Raw genomic sequence first — 24,692 nt, forward strand, 5'->3', positions numbered from 1 at the left:
GGGGAGAGGGTTAGGGTGAGGGGGAATCCTGAGTCTGATCCCGATTGTGCGAACACCGCAAAACCTTTCCCTCACCCCAGCCCTCTCCCAGAGAGAGAGGGGGCTAAAAGCAATCAATCGAGCAACGAAATCGCCGTCGGCGCATCGTTGCCGACCAGTGCCAGGTCTTCGAACTCGTTGACCGCGTTGATCTCGGTACCCATGGAGATGTTGGTCACACGCTCCAGAATGATCTCGACGATCACCGGCACCTTGAACTCTTCGATCATCTGTTCGGCCTTGCGCAGGGCAGGGGCGATTTCCGACGGTTCGAACACACGCAGTGCCTTGCAGCCGAGGCCTTCGGCGACTGCGATGTGGTCAACCCCGTAACCGTTGAGTTCCGGCGCATTCAGGTTATCGAAGGACAGCTGCACGCAGTAGTCCATTTCGAACCCGCGCTGGGCCTGACGGATCAGGCCCAGGTACGAGTTGTTCACCACGACGTGGATGTACGGCAGTTTGAACTGAGCGCCGACCGCCAGTTCTTCGATCATGAACTGGAAATCATAGTCCCCCGACAGGGCCACGACTTTGCGGTTCGGATCGGCCTTGACCACGCCCAGCGCCGCCGGAATGGTCCAGCCCAACGGGCCGGCCTGACCGCAGTTGATCCAGTGACGCGGCTTGTAGACGTGCAGGAACTGCGCGCCGGCAATCTGCGACAGACCAATGGTGCTGACGTAGCAGGTGTCCTTGCCGAACACCTGGTTCATTTCTTCGTAAACGCGCTGCGGCTTGACCGGCACGTTGTCGAAGTGGGTCTTGCGATGCAGGCTGGCCTTGCGCTGCTGGCAATCCTGCAGCCAGGCGCTGCGGTTCTTCAGCTTGCCGGCGGCTTGCCATTCACGGGCGACTTCGATGAACACGGTCAGCGCGGCAGCGGCGTCGGAAACGATGCCCAGATCAGGGGTGAACACGCGGCCGATCTGCGTGCCTTCGATGTCGACGTGAATGAACTTGCGGCCTTCGGTGTAGACATCCACCGAACCGGTGTGACGGTTGGCCCAACGGTTACCAATGCCCAGCACCACGTCGGATTTGAGCATGGTGGCGTTGCCGTAACGGTGCGACGTCTGCAAACCGACCATGCCGACCATCAGCGGGTGATCGTCAGGGATGGTGCCCCAGCCCATCAGGGTTGGAATAACCGGGATGCCGGTCAGCTCGGCGAACTCGACCAGCAGGTCGCTGGCGTCGGCGTTGATGATGCCGCCGCCGGCGACCAGCAATGGACGCTCGGCCTGATCCAGCAGCGCCAGAGCCTTCTCGACCTGTACGCGGGTTGCGGTCGGTTTGGCCAATGGCAGCGGTTGATAAGCGTCGATGTCGAATTCGATCTCGGCCATCTGCACGTCGAACGGCAGGTCGATCAGTACAGGGCCTGGACGGCCGGAGCGCATTTCATAGAAGGCTTTCTGAAACGCATAAGGCACCTGGCCCGGTTCGAGAACCGTGGTCGCCCACTTGGTGACTGGCTTGACGATGCTGGTGATGTCGACAGCCTGGAAATCTTCCTTGTGCATACGGGCGCGGGGTGCCTGACCGGTAATGCAGAGGATTGGAATCGAGTCAGCCGAGGCGCTGTAGAGCCCGGTGACCATATCGGTGCCGGCCGGGCCGGACGTGCCGATGCACACGCCGATATTGCCGGCCTTGGTGCGGGTGTAGCCCTCGGCCATGTGCGAGGCGCCTTCAACGTGGCGAGCAAGGACGTGATCGATGCCACCGACCTTCTGCAAGGCGGAGTACAGCGGGTTGATCGCTGCGCCCGGGATGCCAAAAGCGGTATCAACCCCTTCACGGCGCATCACCAGAACGGCGGCTTCGATTGCTCTCATTTTGCTCATGGTTTTGTGCCTCTTTACGTTTTGTAATTGTATACAAGTGGCTTTGCGCAGAGTGTATTCACGGCGGACGGCGCAGGTCAATCCATTTTCTCAAGCGGCTGTTTCATTCGTCGGAAGCCCGATGTGCTGTGGCTTTTCGTCGCATGTGGCGCTTTTCGAGAATTATTGTATACAAAAAAATAATTCATTGTGTTCTATTTGTGGCATCGGACTGCGGCACAAACGCGCGGTCCCACGACTTTCCCTATAACAAAATGAGGACGGCACCATGAGCGCTTTAACCTTGAAAGTCGCAGTCAACCTGGTCAGCGAAGCCATCAACGCAGGACGCGGCATCAACGCCGCACCTCTGACCATCGCGGTACTCGATAACGGCGGCCACCTGATCGCCCTGCAACGCGAAGACGGCGCCAGCCTGCTGCGCCCGGACATCGCCATCGGCAAAGCCTGGGGCGCCATCGCCCTGGGCAAAGGCTCACGCCTGCTCGCCCAGGACGCCCAGCAACGCCCGGCGTTTTTTTCTTCGTTGAACAGCATGGGGCAGGGCAGCGTTGTGCCGGCCCCGGGTGGCGTGTTGATTCGAAATCAGGCGGGTGAAGTGCTGGGCGCGATCGGGATCAGTGGGGATTTGTCGGATGTCGATGAGCAGGTGGCGATCAGAGCGGTGGAGGCGCTGGATTTGAGGGCGGATGGCGGGGTGGTTGGTTGAATGTCAGTGTCTGAATAACCGCTTTCGCGAGCAGGCTCGCTCCCCCATGGGATCAGGGTTGGACACAAAATGTCTGAACACCTGAAGCCCACTGTGGGAGCGAGCCTGCTCGCGAATACGATCTGCGCTACACATCTTGCTAAAAGTCTGACGCTCCCTTTGCCATCTCCACGGCTAGCCTTCTCATGATCAACATATGAGAAGGCAACGGAATGCCGGGTTTATCTGCTTCACATCGCTTGCGCATCGGACGCTATTCAGAACACAACCGCATTTACCTTCTGACCGCCAATACCGCCGGGAGAGAACCCGTATTCAGCGATTTCTTCCTGGGCAGATTGCTTGTAAGCCAATTTCGGGCAGCTGAGGAAACGGGATTGGCCAATTCTCTGGCTTGGGTCGTAATGCCAGATCATTTTCACTGGCTGATTGAATTGAAGAGTGGCTCGCTCGGCGAATTGATGCAGCGAACTAAATCCCTCAGCACCAAAGCGGTAAAGCTTTCGACCGGTAGAAAGTCCAGCCTTTGGCAACCTGGCTTCCATGACCGGGCACTGCGTAAAGAGGAGAATCTGGTGAAGATGGCTAGGTATGTCATTGCCAACCCATTGCGGGCAGGGCTGGTCAAAAGCCTTGGCGACTATCCGTTGTGGGATTCGATCTGGTTATGAGTTGAGATCTGCGGTGCGGCCATTCGCGAGCAGGCTCGCTCCCACAGTGGATTTGGATTGGACACAAAATGTCTGGACACCACAACCCCTGTGGGAGCGAGCCTGCTCGCGAAGCGGTTCCCCCGATCTCACCGATCCGGCTCACACCCCTTCAACACCAACCGGATAATCGTCTGCGCAGCCGCTTCATAATCGGCTTCATCAAGCTTGTCTTTCCCGGTCACCGCGGAAATCTGCCAGTCGAAGTCGGCGTAGGTCTGGGTCGCGGCCCAGATGCTGAACATCAGGTGGTTGGGGTCGATCGGGGCGATCTGGCCGCGGTCGATCCAGCTCTGGATGCAGGCGATGTTGTGTTTGGCCTGGGCGTTGAGCTGCTCTACCAGGTCAGCGCTCAGGTGCGGGGCGCCGTGCATGATTTCGCTGGCGAACACCTTGGAGGCGTAGGGCAGGTCGCGGGAGATGCGGATCTTCGAGCGGATGTAGCCGCTCAGCACTTCGCTCGGCACGCCGTCCGGGTTGAACGGGGTCGAGGCCTGCAGAATCGGCTCGATGATGCTTTCCAGCACCTCGCGATAGAGGTTTTCCTTGGATTTGAAGTAGTAGTAGACGTTGGGCTTGGGCAATCCCGCCTTGGCGGCGATGTCGCTGGTTTTGGTCGCCGCGAAGCCCTTGTCGGCAAACTCTTCGCTGGCGGCGCGCAGGATCAGTTCTTTGTTACGCTCGCGGATTGTGCTCATAAACCCGGTGGTTCCTTGCCTGTTCTGGCGGTGGCGCATGGTAGCACCGGCCTTGAGCGGCGCTCAACAATGCAGCCTGTGGCCGGCGGTCGCGTTATGCTTGGCAACATTCATACACAGAAGGAAACAGGATTCATGGCAGGAAGCAGTTTGCTGGTGCTGATCGATGACATCGCCACCGTTCTGGATGACGTTGCGTTGATGACCAAGATGGCCGCGAAGAAGACCGCCGGGGTGCTCGGTGATGATCTGGCGCTCAATGCCCAGCAGGTTTCGGGCGTGCGCGCCGAGCGGGAAATTCCCGTGGTGTGGGCGGTGGCCAAGGGCTCGTTCGTCAACAAACTGATCCTCGTGCCGTCGGCGCTGGCAATCAGCGCCTTTGTGCCTTGGCTGGTGACGCCGCTGTTGATGGTCGGCGGCGCGTACCTGTGTTTCGAGGGTTTTGAAAAGCTCGCGCACAAGTTTCTGCACAGCAAAGAGGAAGACGAGGCAGAACACGCACAGTTGACCGAAGCAGTGGCCGATCCGGCGACCGATCTGGTGGCGTACGAAAAGGACAAGATCAAAGGCGCGATCCGCACTGACTTCATTCTCTCGGCAGAAATCATTGCGATCACCCTCGGCACCGTGGCAGATGCCTCGCTGACCCAGCAAGTGGTTGTCATGTCCGGCATAGCCATTGTCATGACCGTGGGCGTTTACGGTTTGGTGGCGGGCATCGTCAAGCTCGACGACCTGGGGCTGTGGCTGACGCAGAAGCCCGGGCAGATGGCGAAAAAGATCGGCGGCGGCATTCTCAGTGCCGCGCCGTACATGATGAAAACCCTGTCGGTAGTCGGCACGGCGGCGATGTTCCTGGTCGGCGGCGGCATCCTGACCCATGGTGTACCGGTGCTGCATCACTGGATTGAAGGCATCGGCGCGGCAGCGGGCAGTGCCGGGTTCGCCGTGCCGATGTTGCTCAATGGTGTTGCGGGAATAATTGCCGGGGCGGTGGTGTTGGCGGTGGTTTCGGTCGTAGGCAAGCTCTGGAAAGCGCTGAAGGGTTAATCAGCAACACATAACAAATGTGGGAGCGAGCCTGCTCGCGAATGCGGTAGTTCAGTCAACATCGATGTTGACTGAAACTCCGCGTTCGCGAGCAGGCTCGCTCCCACAGTGTTTTGCGCCAGCCGATTTACTCGGCGATCTGCAACTTGCGCGCCTCGGTATACACGTACCGCACTTTCTCGTACTCGAACGGCGAGTTCATCTGGCCGTAGCGGAAGCTGGTCTGATAGCGCTTGTCGATTGCACGCAAGGCCCAGACTTCCGGGTGGTTGGAGCTGACTTCCGCGACATTGAGGAAGTTGATCGCGGTATCGGCGGTGTAATCCACGGCCAGACCTGCGGTGTCGCGGATGTTCGACGGGCCGAAGATCGGCAGTACGAAGTAGGCGCCGCCCGGTACGCCGTAGAAGCCCAGAGTCTGCCCGAAGTCCTCGTTCTGGCGCGGCAGGCCCATGGCGGTCGCCGGGTCCCACAGGCCGGCGATGCCGATCGTGGTGTTGAGCAGCAGGCGCGCAGTGGTTTCCATCGAGCGCTGGCCCTTGAACTGCAGCAGGCTGTTGACCAGGTTCGGCACGTCGCCAATGTTGTTGAAGAAGTTGCTCACCCCGGTACGCACGAAGCTTGGCGTGATGTAGCGATAGCCATCGACCACTGGCAGGAACACCCACTGGTCGAAGCGGTAGTTGAAGTGGTAGACCCGGCGGTTCCACGATTCCAGCGGGTCATAGACGTTCAGCGCATTGAGCGTGGAGCGTTCGAATTCGCGCTGATCCAGGCCCGGGTTGAACTTGAGTTTGGTCAGCGGCTGCTTGAAGCCATCGCTGTCGACCACCACCGGTGCATCGGCTTTACTGTTGTCGGCCTGGGCCACGCCTGCACAGAGGAACGCTGCAATCAGCAGGAGATATTTAGCCACGGAAGAACTCCAGCATGGCGTCGCTGTTGACGCGATAGTTAAGGTTGCCGCAGTGGCCGCCCAGTGGATAAACGGTCAGGCGATCACCGAAGGTTTTCCGCAGGAAGCCCAGGTCGCCAGGGCCGAGGATGACGTCGTCGGCGTTGTGCATGACGGCGATTTTCGGGCTGTCGTGCAGGTAGTCCTTGAGCGCATACAGGCTGACCTGATCGATCAGTTGCAGCAGGCTGCCGCCGTCGGTGCGTGCGCGCCACATCGGAATAACCTGCTCGGTGATGTAGCAGTCGAAATCGCATTGCAGCGCACGCTTGAGGAACGGCGTGAGGCTGGTGCCTTCGGTGATCGGGAATTTCGGCGGGGTGATCAGGCCGCGACGGTTGACCAGGTCCGAGGTGTAGGCAATGTCGGCTGCCGAAAAGCGGAACGACGTGCCGATGAGCATGGCCATCTGTTCGTTGGTCAGGTGCTGCTTGGACTGCTGGAAGTCGTACAGCAGCGCATCGTTGAGATCGATGTAGCCTTTCTGCTGGAAGTAACGGGTCAGCTTGGTCAGTACCAGTTCATAGAACGTGGTGCTGTTGTTGATGCCCTTGACCTCGGTCTGCACCAGCTTGTCGAGGTTGGTCACCGAGGTGTAGAGGTTGACCGGCGGGTTCAGCAGCAGGACTTTTTTGAAGTTGAAGCTACGGCGCGTTTCGTCCAGATGCGCGACGAACGCGGCATCAAGGGCGCCGAGGCTGTAGCCGGTCAGGTAATACTCGGTGACCGGCAGCTTCGGGTTCTGCGCCCGCACGGCCTGCATCACCCGATACATGTCTTCGGCGTCTTCCTTGGTCACGCCCGGCGTGGCGAAACGCGAGGCAGCGCTGATGAAGTCGAAGCTGGTCGGCGAGGACAACTGCACGACGTGGTAGCCGGCCTTGTAATACAGCTTTTTCAGGTATTCGTTGAGCGTGCTGTCAAAGCGCGCGCCGGTGCCGGCAATCAGGAAGATCAGCGGCGCCGGTTTGTCCTGCGTGGCGATGCGGTAAGTGAGTTTCTTCACTGCCCAGAAATTGTCCGGCAGTTGGAATTCACGCTCCGGGCGCAGGGTGAGGCTGCGGTCCGTTTGATTGATGTCGTCGTCCAGCGGCAACTCCGGACGCAGATCCGGTGGTGTCGTGGCGATCGTCGCCTCGAACGGGTTGGTCAGCGGGTAGCCATAGCTGGCGGCGTCGATATCCACCGCCAGCGCGGACGCACTCAAGATAAGGCCGCTGAACAGCGCGGCGAAGCGCAAGGAACGGAGCATGACTAGATCCCTTAGAGGAAGGTGCCGATTGAAGTTCGCAGGCTATGACCACCGGCCGTGCGCCAAAGTGCCATGCTGCGGCACCAAACAGGCGGAATTCGGGGTAATAGTAGCTGGACGATACACGTTGCAAGGGCTCGCTGAACAGTTAACAGTTGTTAGTGCTTGCGAATGCCGGTCGGCAGATTAAGCTGGCCGCCGATTTCCGCAGATTGGAGTGCTCCATGTCCCGCCGCTTGCCCGTTATTGTGCTGCTCGTTTTGTTGCCGCTGTGGCTGGCCGGCAGTTATGCCGCGCGCTATGGCTTCATGGAAGACGGGCAGTGGGTGGGCATCTGTGTCGACGAGACCGGCCGTTGGGAATGCGTGGTGCGGTCGAACCTCGGGCTGATGATTCATTTCAAGGTGCTGGGCTGGGCGGCGGTGGGCGCGGCGGTATTGGCGTTTGTATTGCCGGGACGGACAGGGTGGTGGCTGGGGGTGCTGGCGCTGGTGTTCGGCCTGCCGGCGCTGGCGTTGTACAACACCACATTAGCGGTATTTGCGGTGGTGATTGCCGGATTGCGCCTGGTCCGCGAGTCCCGCAGCGCCTGACAGTCAGTCATCGCGGGCAAGCCCGCTCCCACAGGGATTGAGGTGAACACAACATTTGTGTGCAGCAGAAATCCTGTGGGAGCTGGCTTGCCAGCGATGGCGATTTCGAAAGCGCTGAAATCAGGCCTTGCGAACCCGCAGACAGCGCCACAACGCCACCACCATCAATCCACTGACCAGCGCCCAGCCCCACGCCTGCTGATTCAGCATCCCTTCCTGATACAACTGCGGTGCAATCCCCGCGCCAACGATAAAGGTCAGCAGAGCAACCTCCCGACGCGGCACGCTTACCGGGCGGCACAGGTAGACCAGCGCCGGGAGGACGAACGCCATGCTGGCGAAACTGCGATAGCGCGGGTCGAAGACCATTTCCAGCATCATCACCGCCGCGGCAAAACCGGCCACCGCGACCAGCCAGCCGGCGCGACGCTCGAGCAAATCGAATGCTCGCGCGCGCCAACCGCTGCGTGCGCTCAACGTCAGCGCGGCATGCGCGAGCACCAACAGATTCAACCCGGTCAGCAAGCCGACCCACAGCCATTCACCGGCAAACCGTGTGGTCAATCGAGCCAGATCGCCCCAGGCGCCAATCGAGCACGCTGCGACCGCGCCCAGCAGCGGTAGCAGCAACGCCGAACGAGTGGTGCGCACGCGTCCACCAAGGATCAGCGTGCCGAGGAAAATCAAAGCACCGACTGCCAGCCATTCTTTCCAGTACGGCACATTGCTCACCGGTCCGGCGAGCACGCCTTTGTCCTGCCGATCCGCATCGAACAGCCCCCAGTAGCCGCCGACCGCGCCTTCACTGCCGCGCTTCCACGGTTGATCAAAGGCTTCGATCAGGTTGTAGCGCCAGCCTTCCTGCTCGGCCATCGCCACGAATCCACGAATGAATTTCGCCTCATTGACCCGGCTCGGCACGGCGGTTTCGCGCTGGCGGCCTTCGCTGGGCCAACCGGTTTCGCCGATCATCACGTCCTTGGGCGCGAACTTGTTGCCGAACACCTGACGCACATCCGCCACATGCCGCAGCGCCACGTCGATATTCGACGGATCGTCTTCCCAGTACGGCAGCAAGTGGATGGTCAGAAAATCCACGGCCGGGGCGACTTCCGGGTGCTTGAGCCAGAATTCCCAAACATCGGCGTAAGTCACCGGTTGCTTGACCTGGCTTTTTACCTTGTTGATCAGCCGGGCCAGTTGCGCGCCGGTGACTTCTTTGCGCAACAGTGCCTCGTTGCCGACGATTACGGCTGTGACCACGTCGGGGTTGGCATTGGCCGATTTGATCAGCAGCTCGACTTCCTGCTCGGTGTCGACCGGGTTGCTGTTGACCCAGGCGCCGATCATCAACTTCAGACCGTGTTTGCGCGCCAGATCGGGCAGGGCGTCGAGGCCGGTCATCGAGTAGGTGCGGATGCATTCAAAGCGCGTCGCCAGCAGCGCGAGGTCGGCATCCATGCGCTCGGGGCGCAATTTGAACGGCACGTCGAACGGCGATTGGTCTTTGTCGAACGGTGTGTAGGAGGCGCATTGCAACTTGTGCGTCGGCGTCGCGGCGTCCGGCAGGATCACCGGTTGGCCGAGGCCATACCAGAAACTGCCCAGGGCCAGGAGCCCGAGCAGGCAGGCGAACAGATAAGGCAGAAAAGGAAATCGGTACGTTGCGGACATGGTCAGGCCGAGTGGCTGCAAAGCGACGCATGTTACCTGCATTTATAGAAGGGCTGGTGGCTCGCAGGCGATGTACATGCAAAGTTCGGGCGGATTGTCTGGCGTCAATTAATCTCGCTTGATTAATGGCTTTCTGATGTCGTTTCTCGCTGCCTTGAGGTCGCTGACAGAGCAGGTCGCCGGCCGCTTGAGGTTGATGATCAAACCATCAGTACCCTTTTTGAAAAATCGGCTGATGTTCGGTGTGTGAGGTCCGGCGTGATGGGGGCGCTGTGCACCATAACAATACGTTGACGATGCCCGGCATCCGTCGGGCGCAGCATTTCGGGGAAGTAAACGATGAAGATGCGACGACTTTTAGGCGCAGGTGCCGCTTTGGTGCTTGCGATGAGTTCCACTTTCGCCAACGCTGAAAAACAGACCCTGAACATCGGTTACGTTGACGGCTGGTCCGACAGCGTCGCGACCACCCACGTGGCGGCCGAAGTGATCAAACAGAAGCTCGGTTATGACGTGAAGCTGCAAGCCGTCGCCACCGGGATCATGTGGCAGGGCGTGGCCACCGGCAAACTCGATGCGATGCTCTCGGCCTGGCTACCCGTGACCCACGGTGACTATTGGACGAAAAACAAGGATCAGGTCGTCGATTACGGCCCGAACTTCAAGGACGCGAAGATCGGCCTGATCGTGCCGGAGTACGTCAAAGCCAAATCGATCGAAGACCTGAAAACCGACGATACCTTCAAAAACCGCATTGTTGGCATCGACGCCGGTTCAGGCGTAATGCTCAAGACCGATCAGGCGATCAAGGATTACGGCCTGGACAAATACAGCCTCAAGGCCAGTTCCGGCGCCGGCATGATTGCCGAGCTGACCCGCGCCGAGAAGAAGAACGAATCCATCGCCGTCACCGGTTGGGTGCCGCACTGGATGTTCGCCAAGTGGAAACTGCGCTTCCTCGACGACCCGAAAGGCGTGTATGGCCAGGCTGAAACCGTGAACAGCATCGGCAGCAAAGGCCTGGACGCCAAGGCGCCGGAAGTGGCCAAGTTCCTGAAAAACTTCCAGTGGGCCTCGAAAGACGAAATCGGCGAGGTCATGCTGGCGATTCAGGACGGTGCCAAGCCTGATGCAGCGGCCAAGGACTGGGTGGCCAAACACCCGGATCGTGTAGCTGACTGGACCAAATAATTTAAACACCGCCACACCCCTGTGGGAGCGAGCCTGCTCGCGAATGCAATCTGTCAGTTGATGCAATATCGACTGATACGACGCCTTCGCGAGCAGGCTCGCTCCCACAGTTTTTTTCTGTGTACCGGAAAATGGCTAAAACATCATGGCCATCTACTACTAAGGTCGTCTGGAACCTCTCTCGCAGCCGCATACATTAGCTACGTTCCAACAATAATTTGTGCTGCGAGGATAAAAACAATGAACGACAGCATTTACCTCTCGATTCAAAACAGTCCCCGATTCAAGGAGCTGGTTCAGAAACGGGAACGATTCGCCTGGATTCTCTCGGCAATCATGCTTGGGCTCTACTCCGCATTCATCCTGCTGATCGCATACGGGCCGCACGTGCTCGGGGCGAAACTCAGTCCTGAATCCTCGATCACCTGGGGCATCCCGATCGGTGTCGGTCTGATCATTTCAGCCTTCGTCCTGACCGGCATCTACGTGCGCCGCGCCAATGGCGAGTTCGACGACCTGAACAATGCGATTCTCAAGGAGGCTCAGCAATGATCCGGCGTCTACTGGCTTTATTGAGTGTTGCGGCTTTCGCGCCGAGTGTCTGGGCGGCTGACGCATTGACGGGGGAGGTGGCCAAACAGCCGCTGAACATCCCGGCGATCCTGATGTTCGTGGCCTTCGTCGGCGCGACTTTATACATCACCTACTGGGCTTCAAAGAAAAACAACTCGGCCGCCGACTACTATGCGGCGGGCGGCAAGATCACCGGTTTCCAGAACGGCCTGGCGATTGCCGGCGACTACATGTCGGCGGCGTCTTTCCTGGGGATTTCCGCGCTGGTGTTCACCTCCGGTTATGACGGCCTGATCTACTCGATCGGCTTCCTGGTGGGCTGGCCGATCATTCTGTTCCTGATCGCCGAACGCCTGCGCAACCTGGGTAAATACACCTTTGCCGACGTGGCGTCGTACCGCCTCGGGCAAACCCAGATCCGCACCCTGTCCGCCTGCGGCTCGCTGGTGGTGGTGGCGTTCTACCTGATCGCGCAAATGGTCGGTGCCGGCAAGCTGATCCAGCTGCTGTTCGGCCTCGATTACCACGTTGCGGTGATCCTGGTCGGCGTGCTGATGTGCATGTACGTGCTGTTCGGCGGCATGCTCGCGACCACTTGGGTGCAGATCATCAAGGCAGTGCTGCTGCTGTCCGGTGCCTCGTTCATGGCGCTGATGGTGATGAAGCACGTGGGCTTCGACTTCAATACGCTGTTCTCCGAAGCGATCAAGGTTCACGCCAAGGGCGAAGCGATCATGAGCCCCGGCGGTCTGGTGAAGGATCCGATCTCGGCATTCTCGCTGGGTCTGGCGCTGATGTTCGGCACCGCTGGCCTGCCGCACATTCTGATGCGCTTCTTCACCGTGAGTGACGCAAAAGAAGCGCGCAAGAGCGTGCTGTACGCTACCGGTTTCATTGGCTACTTCTACATCCTGACCTTCATCATCGGCTTCGGCGCGATCCTGCTGGTCAGCACCAACCCGGCCTTCAAAGATGCAGCGGGCGCTTTGCTCGGCGGCAACAACATGGCGGCGGTGCACCTGGCCAACGCGGTGGGCGGCAGCATCTTCCTTGGCTTCATCTCGGCAGTGGCGTTTGCAACCATTCTGGCTGTGGTAGCCGGTCTGACGCTGGCGGGTGCTTCGGCGGTTTCTCACGACCTGTACGCCAGTGTGATCAAGAAGGGCAAGGCCAACGAGAAAGATGAGATTCGCGTGTCGAAGATCACCACCATCGCCCTGGCGGTGCTGGCGATTGGTCTGGGCATTCTGTTCGAAAGCCAGAATATTGCGTTCATGGTCGGCCTGGCGTTCTCCATCGCGGCGAGCTGCAACTTCCCTGTGCTGCTGCTTTCGATGTACTGGAAGAAGCTGACCACTCGCGGCGCGATGATTGGTGGCTGGCTGGGTCTGGTCAGTGCTGTTGGTCTGATGATCCTCGGCCCAACCATCTGGGTGCAGATTCTGCATCACGAGAAGGCGATCTTCCCTTACGAATATCCGGCGCTGTTCTCGATGATGATTGCGTTCATCGGGATCTGGTTCTTCTCGATTACCGACAAGTCGGCGGCTGCGGATAACGAGCGGGCGCTGTTCTTCCCGCAGTTTGTGCGTTCGCAGACCGGGTTGGGGGCGAGTGGGGCGGTTTCGCACTAAGAGATCAGTTGTAAGCTGCAAACTTCAAGCTTCAAGAAAACGCCCTGATTGAGAGATTGGGGCGTTTTTTTTGTGGGTGGTTATTGGTTGGTTTGGTGTGTATATCCGTTTTTTGCAGTGCTGCGGCTGGCGGTTTCGCCCTTACGGCGACTTACTTTTTTACAAGCGCCTAAAAAAGTAAGCAAAAAACGCTAGCTCCTACGTTCGGCCCGCTCGCTGGGGCTCGGGGTTCCTTCGCTCCGGGACTGATCCTGGCGCAGCGGCTCCGGTTTGCTTCGCTGCACCTCCTTCCGCTGTGTCTGGCTGCGCCAGACGGTCGCTGCGCTCCCACGCCCGGATCAATCCCTCCACTCAGCCTTCCGACGTCGCCCGTGGATCAAGATCAAAAGCACTCGAGCTAACGCTCATTGTTGAGTGGTTAGAAGCGTCGCATGGCTTGAGATTTTCGGTGGATTCGCCCCTCACCCCAGCCCTCTCCCGAGGGAGAGGGAGCCGATTTGTGTGGTGTTCAAAACCTGCATTCGACTCGGTATCGCAAGTCGGCGTGTTTCGCCTGAACACCTCGGTCAGTCCCCTCTCCCTCTGGGAGAGGGCTAGGGTGAGGGGCTCTTGATCTGGCTTTGGCCTTTGCTTTTGATCTTTTGCCCTTTCGGCAGGCTTCGTTACCGGATCGGTCCCGTAACGAAGGTACCCCGAGCCCTAGCGAGCGGGCCGTACGCCGGGGCAAAGCCTTTTGGGTTACCTTTTCGGCGTTTGGAAAAGGTGACTCGCTGTAAGAGCGAAACCGCCAGCGGCAGCACCCGCAGCAACGGATATGCCCCCAAAATCCAAGAACCAGTCGGCCCGAAGGCCGCTGAAACCACAAACAAAAACGGCCTCTATATAAGAGGCCGTTCCTGACACACCACTAAACCATCACAAAAAAGAAAAAACCTTATTTGCGATCTTCCAGCTTGGTAATGTCACGCGACTCGTAACCGGTGTACAGCTGGCGCGGACGGCCAATCTTGTACGGGCTCGAAAGCATTTCTTTCCAGTGCGAAATCCAGCCCACAGTACGCGCCAGGGCGAAAATCACCGTGAACATGCTGGTTGGAATGCCGATCGCCTTGAGGATGATCCCCGAGTAGAAGTCGACGTTCGGGTACAGCGAGCGCTCGATGAAGTACGGGTCGGTCAACGCGATCTCTTCCAGGCGCATGGCCAGTTCGAGTTGCGGATCGTTGTTGATGCCCAGTTCCTTCAGCACTTCGTCGCAGGTCTGCTTCATGACAGTCGCGCGAGGGTCGCGGTTCTTGTAGACGCGGTGACCGAAGCCCATCAACTTGAACGGATCGTTCTTGTCCTTGGCTTTGGCGATGAACTTGTCGATGTTCGACACATCGCCAATCTCGTCGAGCATGGTCAGCACGGCTTCGTTCGCACCGCCGTGGGCAGGACCCCACAGTGCGGCGATACCGGCGGCGATGCAGGCGAACGGGTTGGCACCCGAAGAGCCGGCCAGACGCACGGTGGAGGTCGAAGCGTTCTGCTCGTGGTCGGCGTGGAGGATGAAGATCCGGTCCATGGCCTTGGCGAGTACCGGGCTGATCGGTTTGATCTCGCACGGGGTGTTGAACATCATGTGCAGGAAGTTTTCCGCGTAAGTCAGATCGTTGCGCGGGTACATCATGGGTTGGCCCATGGAGTACTTGTAAACCATCGCTGCCAGGGTCGGCATCTTCGCAACCAGACGGATCGCGGAAATTTCGCGATGCTGCGGGTTATTGATGTCCAGGGAGTCGTGGTAGAAGGCCGAGAGGGCGCCGACTACACCGCACATGACGGCCATCGGGTGGGCGTCGCGACGGAAACCGTTGAAGAAGGTTTTCAGCTGCTCGTGAACCATGGTGTGGTTCTTCACGGTGCTGACGAACTGGGCCTTCTGTTCTGCGGTCGGCAATTCGCCGTTGAGCAGCAGGTAGCAGGTTTCCAGGTAGTCCGACTTTTCAGCCAGCTGTTCGATCGGGTAGCCGCGGTGCAACAAAATGCCGTTGTCGCCGTCGATATAGGTAATTTTCGATTCGCACGAAGCGGTCGACATGAAACCCGGGTCGAAAGTGAAGCGGCCCGTGGCCGTCAGGCCCCGAACATCGATTACATCGGGACCAACGGTGCCGGTTAAAATGGGCAGCTCGACGGGGGCTGCGCCCTCGATGATCAACTGCGCTTTTTTGTCAGCCATGTGGCCTCCTATTTATGCTTGAACCATCAGACAGACCCCCCACGCAGGGCCCGCACCACTATAGTGAGATAAATTCGAATGTCAATTTGCCTAAAGTCTTGCTCCAGAAGGCTTTAAGCCGACTTTTTCCTCGAAATTGCCTGCCATTTACGCCTTTTATGCAACTTGTGCAATCCGCTATTGGGGGTAGGTGAACGCGTTGTCATTAGTAGCCTAACTGTCTATACTCGGCCACCGACCGCCAAGGGCTTTTGGGCTTGCTTTCATTGGGGGTCGCATCCCTGGGTGGTGGTTACCTGACCAGTGCACTCCCCAACAACTTTGCCCTGATTGTTAGGGGCTCTTCAGTGTGAAAAAAAAGCCGTGAAAAGCCAACGACCTGTAAACCTAGACCTAAGGACCATCAAACTCCCAGTCACTGCTTACACGTCCATTCTTCACCGTATCTCCGGTGTCATCCTCTTCGTGTGCCTTGCCATCATGCTTTACGCATTGGACAAGTCGCTGAGCTCCGAGGAAGGCTTCGGTCAGGTGAAAGCGTGTCTGACCAGTCCGCTAGCCAAGCTAGTGATTTGGGGCATCCTGTCCGCTCTGCTGTATCACCTGGTAGCCGGTGTGCGCCACTTGATCATGGACATGGGCATCGGTGAGACGCTGGAAGGCGGCAAACTGGGCTCGAAAATCGTTATCGCCGTTTCCGTGGTGGTAATCGTTCTGGCAGGAGTCTGGATATGGTAACTAACGTCACTAACCTGTCGCGTTCGGGCCTCTATGACTGGATGGCACAGCGTGTGTCTGCGGTCGTTCTCGCGGCTTACTTCATCTTTCTGATCGGATACATCGTCGCCAACCCTGGCCTCGAGTATGCCCAGTGGCATGAACTGTTCGCTCACAACGGAATGCGTATTTTCAGCCTGCTGGCCCTTGTTGCTCTGGGCGCTCACGCCTGGGTCGGCATGTGGACCATCGCGACCGACTACCTGACGCCAATGGCGTTCGGCAAGTCCGCAACGGCGATACGTTTCCTTTTCCAGGCAGTATGCGGCGTTGCGATGTTCGCTTACTTCGTCTGGGGTGTGCAGATTCTCTGGGGTATCTGATTCATGGCTAACATTCCAACGATTTCTTTCGACGCCATCATTATTGGTGGTGGCGGTGCCGGCATGCGCGCTGCGCTGCAGCTGGCACAGGGCGGCCACAAGACTGCGGTGATCACCAAGGTTTTCCCGACCCGTTCGCACACTGTGTCCGCACAGGGCGGCATCACGTGCGCCATCGCTTCCGCCGACCCGAACGATGACTGGCGCTGGCACATGTACGATACCGTCAAGGGTTCCGACTACATCGGTGACCAGGACGCTATCGAATACATGTGTCAGGAAGGCCCGGCTGCCGTGTTCGAGCTGGACCACATGGGTCTGCCGTTCTCGCGTACCGAGCAAGGCCGCATCTACCAGCGTCCGTTCGGTGGCCAGTCCAAGGATTACGGCAAGGGCGGTCAGGCTGCACGTACCTGCGCTGCATCCGACCGTACCGGTCACGCGCTGCTGCACACCCTTTATCAGGGCAACCTGAAAGCCGGTACCACGTTCCTCAACGAGTACTACGCTGTTGATCTGGTGAAAAACCAGGAAGGCGAATTCGTTGGTGTGATCGCGATCTGCATCGAAACCGGCGAAACCTCCTACATCCGTGCCAAGGCCACCGTTCTGGCCACTGGCGGTGCAGGCCGTATCTACGCGTCCACCACCAACGCCCTGATCAACACCGGTGACGGCGTCGGCATGGCTCTGCGTGCTGGCGTGCCGGTACAAGACATCGAAATGTGGCAGTTCCACCCGACCGGCATTGCCGGCGCCGGTGTACTGGTTACCGAAGGTTGCCGTGGTGAAGGTGGTTACCTGATCAACAAGCACGGTGAGCGTTTCATGGAGCGTTATGCTCCGAACGCGAAAGACCTTGCAGGTCGTGACGTGGTTGCCCGTTCGATGGTTAAGGAAATCATCGCCGGCAACGGTTGCGGTCCGAATGGCGACCACGTAATGCTCAAACTCGACCACCTGGGCGAGGAAGTGCTGCACAGCCGTCTGCCAGGCATCTGCGAACTGTCGAAGACCTTCGCCCACGTTGACCCGGTCGTTGCTCCGGTTCCGGTTGTGCCGACCTGCCACTACATGATGGGCGGCGTTGCCACCAACATTCATGGCCAGGCGATCACCCAGAACGCCGAAGGTCAGGACCAGATCATCCCTGGCCTGTTCGCGGTAGGCGAAGTGGCTTGCGTATCGGTACACGGTGCGAACCGTCTGGGCGGCAACTCGCTGCTCGACCTGGTGGTCTTCGGTCGCGCTGCCGGCCTGCACCTGGAAAAGGCGTTGACCGATGGCATCGAATACGACGACGCTACCGAGTCCGACATCGAAGCTGCACTGTCGCGTCTGAACGCGCTGAACAACCGTACCGACGGTGAAGACGTTGCCACCCTGCGTCGCGAGCTGCAAAGCTGCATGCAGAACTACTTCGGTGTATTCCGTACTGGCGAATACATGCAGAAGGGCATCGCTCAGCTGGCCGATCTGCGCAAGCGTATCGCCAACGTGAAGATCAACGACAAGTCGCAAGCGTTCAACACTGCACGTATCGAAGCGCTGGAACTGCAGAACCTGCTGGAAGTGGCTGAAGCTACCGCCATCGCGGCCGAAGTACGTAAAGAGTCCCGCGGCGCTCACGCCCGTGAAGACTTCGAAGACCGTGATGACGAAAACTGGCTGTGCCACACCCTGTACTTCCCGGGTGACAAGCGCGTCACCAAGCGTGCCGTGAACTTCTCGCCGAAGACTGTTCCGACTTTCGAACCTAAAGTCCGGACTTATTAAGGGTGACCGCCATGTTGCAAGTCAGTGTTTATCGCTACAACCCTGATCAGGACGCCGCGCCGTTCATGCAGGATTTCCAGGTCGATACCGGTGGTAAAGACCTGATGGTGCTGGACGTGCTGGCCCTGATCAAAGAGCAGGACGAAGGTTTCTCCTATCGTCGCTCCTGCCGTGAAGGCGTCTGCGGCTCCGACGGCATGAACATCAACGGCAAGAACGGTCTGGCCTGCATCACGCCGCTGTCTGCCGTTGTAAAAGGCAACAAGCTGATCGTTCGTCCGCTGCCAGGTTTGCCGGTTATCCGTGACCTGGTCGTCGATATGAGCATCTTCTACAAGCAATACGAGAAGGTGAAGCCTTACCTGCAGAACGACACGCCGGCTCCGGCCATCGAGCGTCTGCAGTCGCCAGAAGAGCGCGAAAAGCTCGACGGTCTGTACGAGTGCATCCTGTGCGCCTGCTGCTCGACCTCTTGCCCGTCCTTCTGGTGGAACCCGGACAAGTTCCTGGGTCCTGCTGCGCTGCTGCAAGCCTACCGCTTCCTGGCAGACAGCCGCGACACCAAGACCAGCGAGCGTCTGGCTTCACTTGACGACCCGTTCAGCGTTTTCCGCTGCCGGGGCATCATGAACTGCGTCAACGTATGTCCGAAAGGCCTGAACCCGACTAAGGCCATCGGTCACATCCGTAACATGCTGCTTTCGAGCGGCGTGTGATTCAGCTGCTGTAACCGTTGCACCGTAGAGGCTGTGGCGCGGGCTTCAACCCGCGTCATGGCTATAACCAGAGCAGTAGCCATAAGCTGCAGCTCTTCTTTTGAAGAAATGAGACAAGCAGGGGCATCCGGGCTGGTACCCGGACTATCAGTGTGATCCTAGGTGGCTTGTTTTAGTCGCTGCATTCGGACTTCTGCAAGTTTGCTCGGTGTCGACACCGATGGTGTTCCCCTAACCGAGGGTGACCAAGCATGCAAGAAAGCGTGATGCAGCGCATGTGGAACAGCGCCTACCTTTCAGGTGGAAACGCTGCCTATGTGGAAGAGCTTTATGAGCTCTACCTGCACGACCCTAACGCTGTGCCAGAAGAGTGGCGCACCTACTTTCAGAAGTTGCCAGCCGACGGCAACTCTGCCACTGATGTTTCGCACTCGACGATTCGCGATCATTTCGTGCTGCTGGCAAAGAACCAGCGCCGCGCCCAACCGGTTTCCGCCGGCAGCGTGAGCAGTGAGCACGAGAAGAAGCAAGTTGAAGTGCTGCGATTGATCCAGGCCTACCGTATGCGTGGCCACCAGGCAGCCCAGCTTGACCCGCTGGGGCTGTGGCAGCGTCCTGCACCTGCAGACCTGTCGATCAATCATTACGGCTTGACCAATGCCGATCTTGATACGACCTTCCGTGCCGGCGACCTGTTCATCGGCAAAGAGGAAGCGAGCCTACGCGAAATTCACGAAGCGTTGCAGCAGACATATTGCCGCACCATCGGCGCTGAATTCACGCACATCACCGATTCCGAGCAGCGCCAGTGGTTCCAGCAGCGTCTGGAAAGCGTGCGTGGCCGTCCGACGTACTCCGCCGACATCAAGAGCCACCTGCTTGAGCGCGTGACTGCCGGTGAAGGCCTGGAAAAATACCTCGGTACCAAATACCCGGGCACCAAGCGTTTCGGTCTGGAAGGCGGCGAAAGCCTGATTCCGATGCTCGACGAACTGATCCAGCGTTCCGGCTCGTACGGCACCAAGGAAGTCGTCATCGGCATGGCCCACCGTGGCCGTCTGAACGTTCTGGTCAATACCTTCGGCAAGAACCCGCGCGAGCTGTTCGACGAGTTCGAAGGCAAGAAGAAGGTCGAGCTCGGTTCCGGTGACGTCAAATACCACCAGGGCTTCTCGTCCAACGTGATGACCACCGGCGGTGAAGTTCACCTCGCCATGGCGTTCAACCCGTCCCACCTGGAAATCGTTTCCCCGGTTGTCGAAGGTTCGGTGCGCGCCCGTCAGGACCGTCGCAACGACCTGACCGGTGAGAAGGTACTGCCGATCTCCATCCACGGTGACGCGGCATTTGCCGGTCAGGGCGTGGTCATGGAAACCTTCCAGATGTCGCAGACCCGCGGTTTCAAGACCGGCGGTACCGTGCACATCGTGATCAACAACCAGGTCGGTTTCACCATCAGCAACCCGCTGGACTCGCGTTCCACCGAGTACGCCACCGACGTCGCCAAGATGATCCAGGCGCCGATCCTCCATGTGAATGGCGATGATCCGGAAGCCGTGCTGTTCGTGACCCAACTGGCCATCGACTACCGCATGCAGTTCAAGCGTGACGTGGTGATCGATCTGGTCTGCTACCGTCGTCGCGGCCACAACGAGGCCGACGAGCCAAGCGGCACCCAGCCACTGATGTATCAGCAGATCACCAAGCAGCGCACCACCCGTGAGCTGTACGCTGATCGCCTGACTCAGGCCGGTGTGCTTGACGCTGAACGCGTTCAGGCCAAGGTCGACGAATACCGCAACGCGCTGGACAACGGTCTGCACGTAGTGAAATCGCTGGTCAAAGAGCCGAACAAAGAGCTGTTCGTCGACTGGCGTCCGTACCTGGGCCACGCCTGGACTGCGCGTCACGACACGCGTTTCGATCTGAAGACCCTGCAAGAGCTGTCCGCCAAGCTGCTGGAAATTCCGGAAGGCTTCGTCGTTCAGCGCCAGGTCGCGAAGATCTACGAAGACCGTCAGAAGATGCAAGCCGGCGGCCTGCCGATCAACTGGGGTTACGCTGAAACCATGGCGTACGCGACCCTCGCGTTCGAAGGTCACCCGATCCGCATGACCGGTCAGGACATCGGCCGCGGTACGTTCTCGCACCGTCACGCTGTGTTGCACAACCAGAAAGACGCGGGCACCTACATTCCGCTGCAGAACCTGTACGACGGTCAGCCACGTTTCGACCTGTACGACTCGTTCCTCTCGGAAGAAGCGGTACTGGCATTCGAATACGGTTACTCGACCACCACGCCAAACGCGCTGGTGATCTGGGAAGCCCAGTTCGGCGACTTCGCCAACGGTGCTCAGGTCGTGATCGACCAGTTCATCACCAGCGGCGAGCACAAGTGGGGCCGTCTCTGCGGTCTGACCATGCTGCTGCCACACGGTTACGAAGGCCAAGGCCCTGAGCACAGCTCGGCTCGTCTTGAGCGTTACCTGCAGCTGTGCGCCGAGCACAACATTCAGGTGTGTATGCCGACCACGCCAGCGCAGATCTACCACTTGCTGCGTCGTCAGGTGATCCGTCCGCTGCGCAAGCCGCTGGTCGTGCTGACGCCGAAGTCGCTGCTGCGCCACAAGCTGGCCATCTCGACGCTGGAAGATCTGGCCGAAGGTTCGTTCCAGACCGTGATCCCGGAAATCGATGCACTGGACCCGAAAAAGGTCGAGCGCGTGGTTCTGTGCAGCGGCAAGGTCTACTACGACCTGCTGGAAAAACGCCGTGCCGAAGGCCGCGAAGATATCGCCATCGTGCGTATCGAGCAGCTGTATCCGTTCCCTGAGGACGACTTGAAAGAAGTCCTGGCTCCATACACCAACGTCAAACACGCCGTTTGGTGTCAGGAAGAGCCGATGAACCAGGGTGCCTGGTACTGCAGCCAGCATCACTTGCGTCGCAGCATCGCCAACCTCGACAAGACTCTCGTACTTGAGTACGCGGGCCGTGAGGCTTCGGCTGCGCCAGCTTGTGGTTACGCATCGATGCACGCCGAGCAGCAGGAAAAACTGCTGCAAGATGCTTTCACTGTTTAACGCCTTCGCGCTGACTGAAACCGAATTTTAAGGACCCACAGATAATGGCTATCGAAATCAAAGCCCCGTCATTCCCGGAATCGGTTGCCGATGGCACCGTTGCCACCTGGCACAAGAAACCAGGTGAGGCCGTCAAGCGTGACGACCTGATCGTCGACATCGAAACCGACAAAGTCGTGCTCGAAGTGTTGGCTGAAGCAGACGGCGTGCTGGGCGCAATCGTTGCCGAAGAGGGCGCTACCGTTCTGTCGAACCAGGTCCTGGGCTCGATCGAAGAGGGCGGCGCTGCTGCTGCCGCTCCTGCCGCCGCTGCTGCTCCGGCTGCTACTGCCGCTGCCGCACCGGCTGCTGCCGATGGCGAAGATGACCCGATCGCCGCTCCTGCCGCGCGCAAGCTGGCTGAAGAAAACGGCATCAACATCGCTTCCGTTGCCGGCACCGGCAAGGGCGATCGTGTGACCAAGGAAGACGTGGTAGCAGCGGTTGCTGCCAAGAAAGCCGCTCCGGCTGCCGCGCCTGCCAAGGCTGCTGCTCCTTCGGCTGCTGCGCCTGTGTTCGCTGCCGGCGACCGCATCGAGAAGCGCGTACCGATGACTCGCGTACGTGCCACCGTGGCCAAGCGTCTGGTTGAAGCCCAGTCGAACATGGCGATGCTGACCACGTTCAACGAAGTCGACATGACCGAAGTCATGGCGCTGCGTTCGAAGTACAAGGACCTGTTCGAGAAGTCCCACAACGGCGTACGCCTGGGCTTCATGTCGTTCTTCGTGAAAGCGGCCACCGAAGCACTGAAACGCTTCCCGGCTGTCAACGCGTCGATCGACGGCGGCGACATCGTTTACCACGGCTATGCGGACATCGGCGTTGCCGTTTCCAGCGACCGTGGCCTGGTGGTACCGGTTCTGCGTAACGCCGAGCTGATGAGCCTGGCTGAAATCGAAGGCGGCATCGCAACATTTGGCAAGAAAGCCCGTGACGGCAAACTGTCGATGGACGAGATGACCGGTGGTACCTTCACCATCACCAACGGTGGTACCTTCGGTTCGATGATGTCGACGCCGATCGTCAACCCGCCGCAGGCAGCGATTCTGGGCATGCACAACATCATCCAGCGTCCGATGGCCATCAACGGTCAGGTCGTGATCCGTCCGATGATGTACCTGGCTCTGTCCTACGATCACCGCCTGATCGATGGCAAAGAAGCTGTGACCTTCCTGGTGACCATCAAGAACCTGCTGGAAGATCCGGCTCGTCTGTTGCTGGATATCTAAAAAGCAGCTGCAAGCTTTCAGCTACAAGCCTCAAGCTCAAGGCGAGCGGGTGGGCTTGCAGCTTGAAGCTTGCGGCTTGTAGCTTTATTGCTAAAGAGGATTTTTTGAATGTCGCAGAAATTTGACGTAGTAGTGATCGGTGCCGGCCCTGGTGGCTATGTAGCGGCCATCAAGGCTGCTCAGTTGGGCCTGACCACTGCCTGCATCGAGAAGTACACCGACGCAGAGGGCAAGCAAGCCCTGGGCGGTACCTGCCTGAACGTAGGTTGCATTCCTTCCAAGGCGCTGCTCGACAGCTCGTGGAAATACAAGGAAGCCAAAGAGAGCTTCAACGTTCACGGTATCTCGACCGGCGAAGTCAAAATGGACGTCGCTGCGATGGTTGGCCGCAAGGCTGGCATCGTCAAGAACCTGACCGGCGGCGTTGCCACCCTGTTCAAGGCCAACGGCGTTACTTCGATCCAGGGCCACGGCAAGCTGCTGGCCGGCAAGAAAGTCGAAGTCACCAAGCCGGACGGTTCGGTTGAAGTCATCGAAGCGGAAAACGTCATTCTCGCGCCAGGTTCGCGTCCGATCGACATTCCACCGGCTCCGGTTGACCAGAAAGTCATCGTCGATTCGACTGGCGCTCTGGAATTCCAGTCCGTACCTAAACGTCTGGGCGTGATCGGCGCTGGCGTGATCGGTCTGGAACTGGGTTCGGTATGGTCGCGTCTGGGTGCAGAAGTGACTGTGCTCGAAGCACTGGACACTTTCCTGATGGCAGCGGACACCGCTGTTTCCAAGGAAGCGCTGAAAACCCTGACCAAACAGGGTCTGGACATCAAGCTGGGCGCTCGCGTTACCGGTTCGAAAGTCAACGGCGAAGAAGTCGTCGTCAACTACACCGATGCCAACGGCGAACAGACCATCACTTTCGACAAGCTGATCGTAGCCGTTGGTCGCCGTCCGGTGACCACTGATCTGCTGTCTGCCGACTGCGGCGTGGAAATCGACGAGCGCGGTTTCATCGCGGTCGATGACCATTGCGTCACAGCTGTACCGGGCGTCTTCGCCATCGGTGACGTGGTTCGCGGCATGATGCTGGCCCACAAGGCTTCGGAAGAAGGCATCATGGTTGTCGAGCGCATCAAGGGCCACAAGGCTCAGATGAACTATGATTTGATCCCTTCGGTTATTTATACTCACCCGGAAATCGCGTGGGTTGGCAAAACCGAGCAGGCGCTGAAGGCCGAAGGCGTTGAAGTCAACGTCGGCACCTTCCCGTTCGCCGCTTCCGGCCGTGCCATGGCTGCCAACGATACCGGTGGTTTCGTCAAGGTCATCGCCGATGCCAAGACCGACCGCGTATTGGGCGTGCACGTGATTGGCCCGAGCGCTGCAGAACTGGTTCAGCAGGGCGCGATCGGTATGGAGTTCGGCACCAGCGCTGAAGACCTGGGCATGATGGTTTTCTCCCATCCGACCCTGTCCGAAGCCTTGCACGAAGCTGCTCTGGCAGTGAATGGCGGCGCCATTCACATTGCCAACCGCAAGAAGCGTTAAGACATAATAAGAAACCACGGCGGCAACGGCCCGTCGTGAGCCTTGCGAG

20 protein-coding genes are annotated in these 24,692 nt (G+C 58.9%); 14 read left to right on the forward strand and 6 right to left on the reverse strand.

Annotation, left to right across the window (positions count from 1 at the left end; genetic code table 11):
- Positions 1-113: 113 nt before the first annotated feature.
- Positions 114-1,889 (reverse strand): glyoxylate carboligase, encoded by a 1,776-nt coding sequence (gene gcl, locus NF676_RS08345; protein WP_042607573.1) that lies wholly within the window; start codon positions 1,887-1,889, stop codon positions 114-116.
- Positions 1,890-2,157: 268 nt separating this feature from the next.
- On the opposite strand from gcl, the gene NF676_RS08350 reads away from it, so the two are divergent.
- Both NF676_RS08350 and NF676_RS08355 read left to right on the forward strand, forming a co-directional pair.
- Positions 2,158-2,598, forward strand: a complete 441-nt coding sequence (locus NF676_RS08350; protein WP_041479606.1) for a GlcG/HbpS family heme-binding protein — start codon at positions 2,158-2,160, stop codon at positions 2,596-2,598.
- Positions 2,599-2,810: 212 nt separating this feature from the next.
- The gene (locus NF676_RS08355) at positions 2,811-3,269 is read left to right on the forward strand and encodes an REP-associated tyrosine transposase (RefSeq protein WP_056783876.1); all 459 of its coding nucleotides are present in this window, start codon (positions 2,811-2,813) and stop codon (positions 3,267-3,269) included.
- 128 nt (positions 3,270-3,397) lie between these two features.
- Here the strand turns inward: NF676_RS08355 and NF676_RS08360 are convergent, their stop codons facing one another.
- Positions 3,398-4,006, reverse strand: a complete 609-nt coding sequence (locus NF676_RS08360; RefSeq protein WP_041479604.1) for a TetR/AcrR family transcriptional regulator — start codon at positions 4,004-4,006, stop codon at positions 3,398-3,400.
- Between the two features lie 135 nt (positions 4,007-4,141).
- Here NF676_RS08360 and NF676_RS08365 point away from each other — a divergent pair, with 135 nt between their 5' ends.
- Positions 4,142-5,056, forward strand: coding sequence for a DUF808 domain-containing protein (locus NF676_RS08365; protein WP_095180743.1), 915 nt, complete (start codon positions 4,142-4,144; stop codon positions 5,054-5,056).
- A 127-nt stretch (positions 5,057-5,183) separates the two neighbouring features.
- On the opposite strand, the gene NF676_RS08370 is transcribed toward NF676_RS08365, so the two are convergent.
- Both NF676_RS08370 and NF676_RS08375 read right to left on the reverse strand, forming a co-directional pair.
- Entirely contained in the window at positions 5,184-5,972 is a 789-nt protein-coding gene (locus NF676_RS08370; RefSeq protein ID WP_041479602.1) for an MlaA family lipoprotein, read from the reverse strand.
- Positions 5,965-7,263 carry a serine protein kinase PrkA gene (locus tag NF676_RS08375; RefSeq protein WP_024012145.1) on the reverse strand — a complete coding sequence of 433 codons (1,299 nt, stop codon included), beginning with the start codon at positions 7,261-7,263 and terminating at the stop codon, positions 5,965-5,967. The genes NF676_RS08370 and NF676_RS08375 overlap by 8 nt, the downstream gene beginning before the upstream one ends.
- A gap of 224 nt (positions 7,264-7,487) precedes the next feature.
- On the opposite strand from NF676_RS08375, the gene NF676_RS08380 reads away from it, so the two are divergent.
- The gene (locus tag NF676_RS08380) at positions 7,488-7,856 is read left to right on the forward strand and encodes a hypothetical protein (protein ID WP_095180744.1); all 369 of its coding nucleotides are present in this window, start codon (positions 7,488-7,490) and stop codon (positions 7,854-7,856) included.
- Positions 7,857-7,976: 120 nt separating this feature from the next.
- On the opposite strand, the gene NF676_RS08385 is transcribed toward NF676_RS08380, so the two are convergent.
- The gene (locus NF676_RS08385; RefSeq protein ID WP_252887520.1) at positions 7,977-9,572 is read right to left on the reverse strand and encodes a glycoside hydrolase family 17 protein; all 1,596 of its coding nucleotides are present in this window, start codon (positions 9,570-9,572) and stop codon (positions 7,977-7,979) included.
- Positions 9,573-9,869: 297 nt separating this feature from the next.
- Between NF676_RS08385 and NF676_RS08390 the strand changes: the two genes are divergently transcribed.
- The 3 genes from NF676_RS08390 (at position 9,870) to NF676_RS08400 (ending at position 12,928) form a co-directional block, all read left to right on the forward strand.
- Entirely contained in the window at positions 9,870-10,721 is an 852-nt protein-coding gene (locus tag NF676_RS08390) for a glycine betaine ABC transporter substrate-binding protein (protein ID WP_056783890.1), read from the forward strand.
- Positions 10,722-10,961: 240 nt separating this feature from the next.
- Positions 10,962-11,273: a DUF485 domain-containing protein gene (locus NF676_RS08395; RefSeq protein ID WP_016771016.1), complete on the forward strand. Its 312-nt coding sequence runs from the start codon at positions 10,962-10,964 to the stop codon at positions 11,271-11,273.
- Complete coding sequence (locus tag NF676_RS08400; protein ID WP_016771015.1) at positions 11,270-12,928, forward strand: cation acetate symporter; 1,659 nt, start codon at positions 11,270-11,272, stop codon at positions 12,926-12,928. The genes NF676_RS08395 and NF676_RS08400 overlap by 4 nt, the downstream gene beginning before the upstream one ends.
- A 934-nt stretch (positions 12,929-13,862) precedes the next feature.
- Here NF676_RS08400 and gltA read toward each other — a convergent pair.
- Positions 13,863-15,152, reverse strand: coding sequence for a citrate synthase (gltA, locus tag NF676_RS08405; RefSeq protein WP_003222994.1), 1,290 nt, complete (start codon positions 15,150-15,152; stop codon positions 13,863-13,865).
- A 363-nt stretch (positions 15,153-15,515) separates the two neighbouring features.
- Between gltA and sdhC the strand changes: the two genes are divergently transcribed.
- From sdhC to lpdA, 7 genes are all read left to right on the forward strand, one after another.
- Entirely contained in the window at positions 15,516-15,890 is a 375-nt protein-coding gene (gene sdhC, locus NF676_RS08410) for a succinate dehydrogenase, cytochrome b556 subunit (protein ID WP_016773673.1), read from the forward strand.
- Entirely contained in the window at positions 15,884-16,252 is a 369-nt protein-coding gene (gene sdhD, locus NF676_RS08415; RefSeq protein WP_008049683.1) for a succinate dehydrogenase, hydrophobic membrane anchor protein, read from the forward strand. Before sdhC ends, sdhD begins: the two co-directional genes overlap by 7 nt.
- A 3-nt stretch (positions 16,253-16,255) precedes the next feature.
- A complete protein-coding gene (sdhA, locus tag NF676_RS08420; RefSeq protein ID WP_024012149.1) occupies positions 16,256-18,028 on the forward strand; it encodes a succinate dehydrogenase flavoprotein subunit in 1,773 nt (590 codons plus the stop codon).
- An 11-nt stretch (positions 18,029-18,039) separates the two neighbouring features.
- Positions 18,040-18,744 (forward strand): succinate dehydrogenase iron-sulfur subunit, encoded by a 705-nt coding sequence (locus NF676_RS08425; RefSeq protein ID WP_016773675.1) that lies wholly within the window; start codon positions 18,040-18,042, stop codon positions 18,742-18,744.
- Positions 18,745-18,995: 251 nt separating this feature from the next.
- Positions 18,996-21,827, forward strand: a complete 2,832-nt coding sequence (locus tag NF676_RS08430) for a 2-oxoglutarate dehydrogenase E1 component (protein ID WP_041479560.1) — start codon at positions 18,996-18,998, stop codon at positions 21,825-21,827.
- A gap of 44 nt (positions 21,828-21,871) precedes the next feature.
- Positions 21,872-23,098, forward strand: a complete 1,227-nt coding sequence (odhB, locus tag NF676_RS08435; RefSeq protein ID WP_252887521.1) for a 2-oxoglutarate dehydrogenase complex dihydrolipoyllysine-residue succinyltransferase — start codon at positions 21,872-21,874, stop codon at positions 23,096-23,098.
- A 108-nt stretch (positions 23,099-23,206) separates the two neighbouring features.
- Entirely contained in the window at positions 23,207-24,643 is a 1,437-nt protein-coding gene (gene lpdA / locus NF676_RS08440) for a dihydrolipoyl dehydrogenase (protein WP_016773678.1), read from the forward strand.
- Positions 24,644-24,692 lie beyond the last annotated feature (49 nt).

It is taken from the genome of Pseudomonas siliginis (genome assembly GCF_024072275.1).
Classification (GTDB): Bacteria; Pseudomonadota; Gammaproteobacteria; order Pseudomonadales; family Pseudomonadaceae; genus Aquipseudomonas; species Aquipseudomonas siliginis.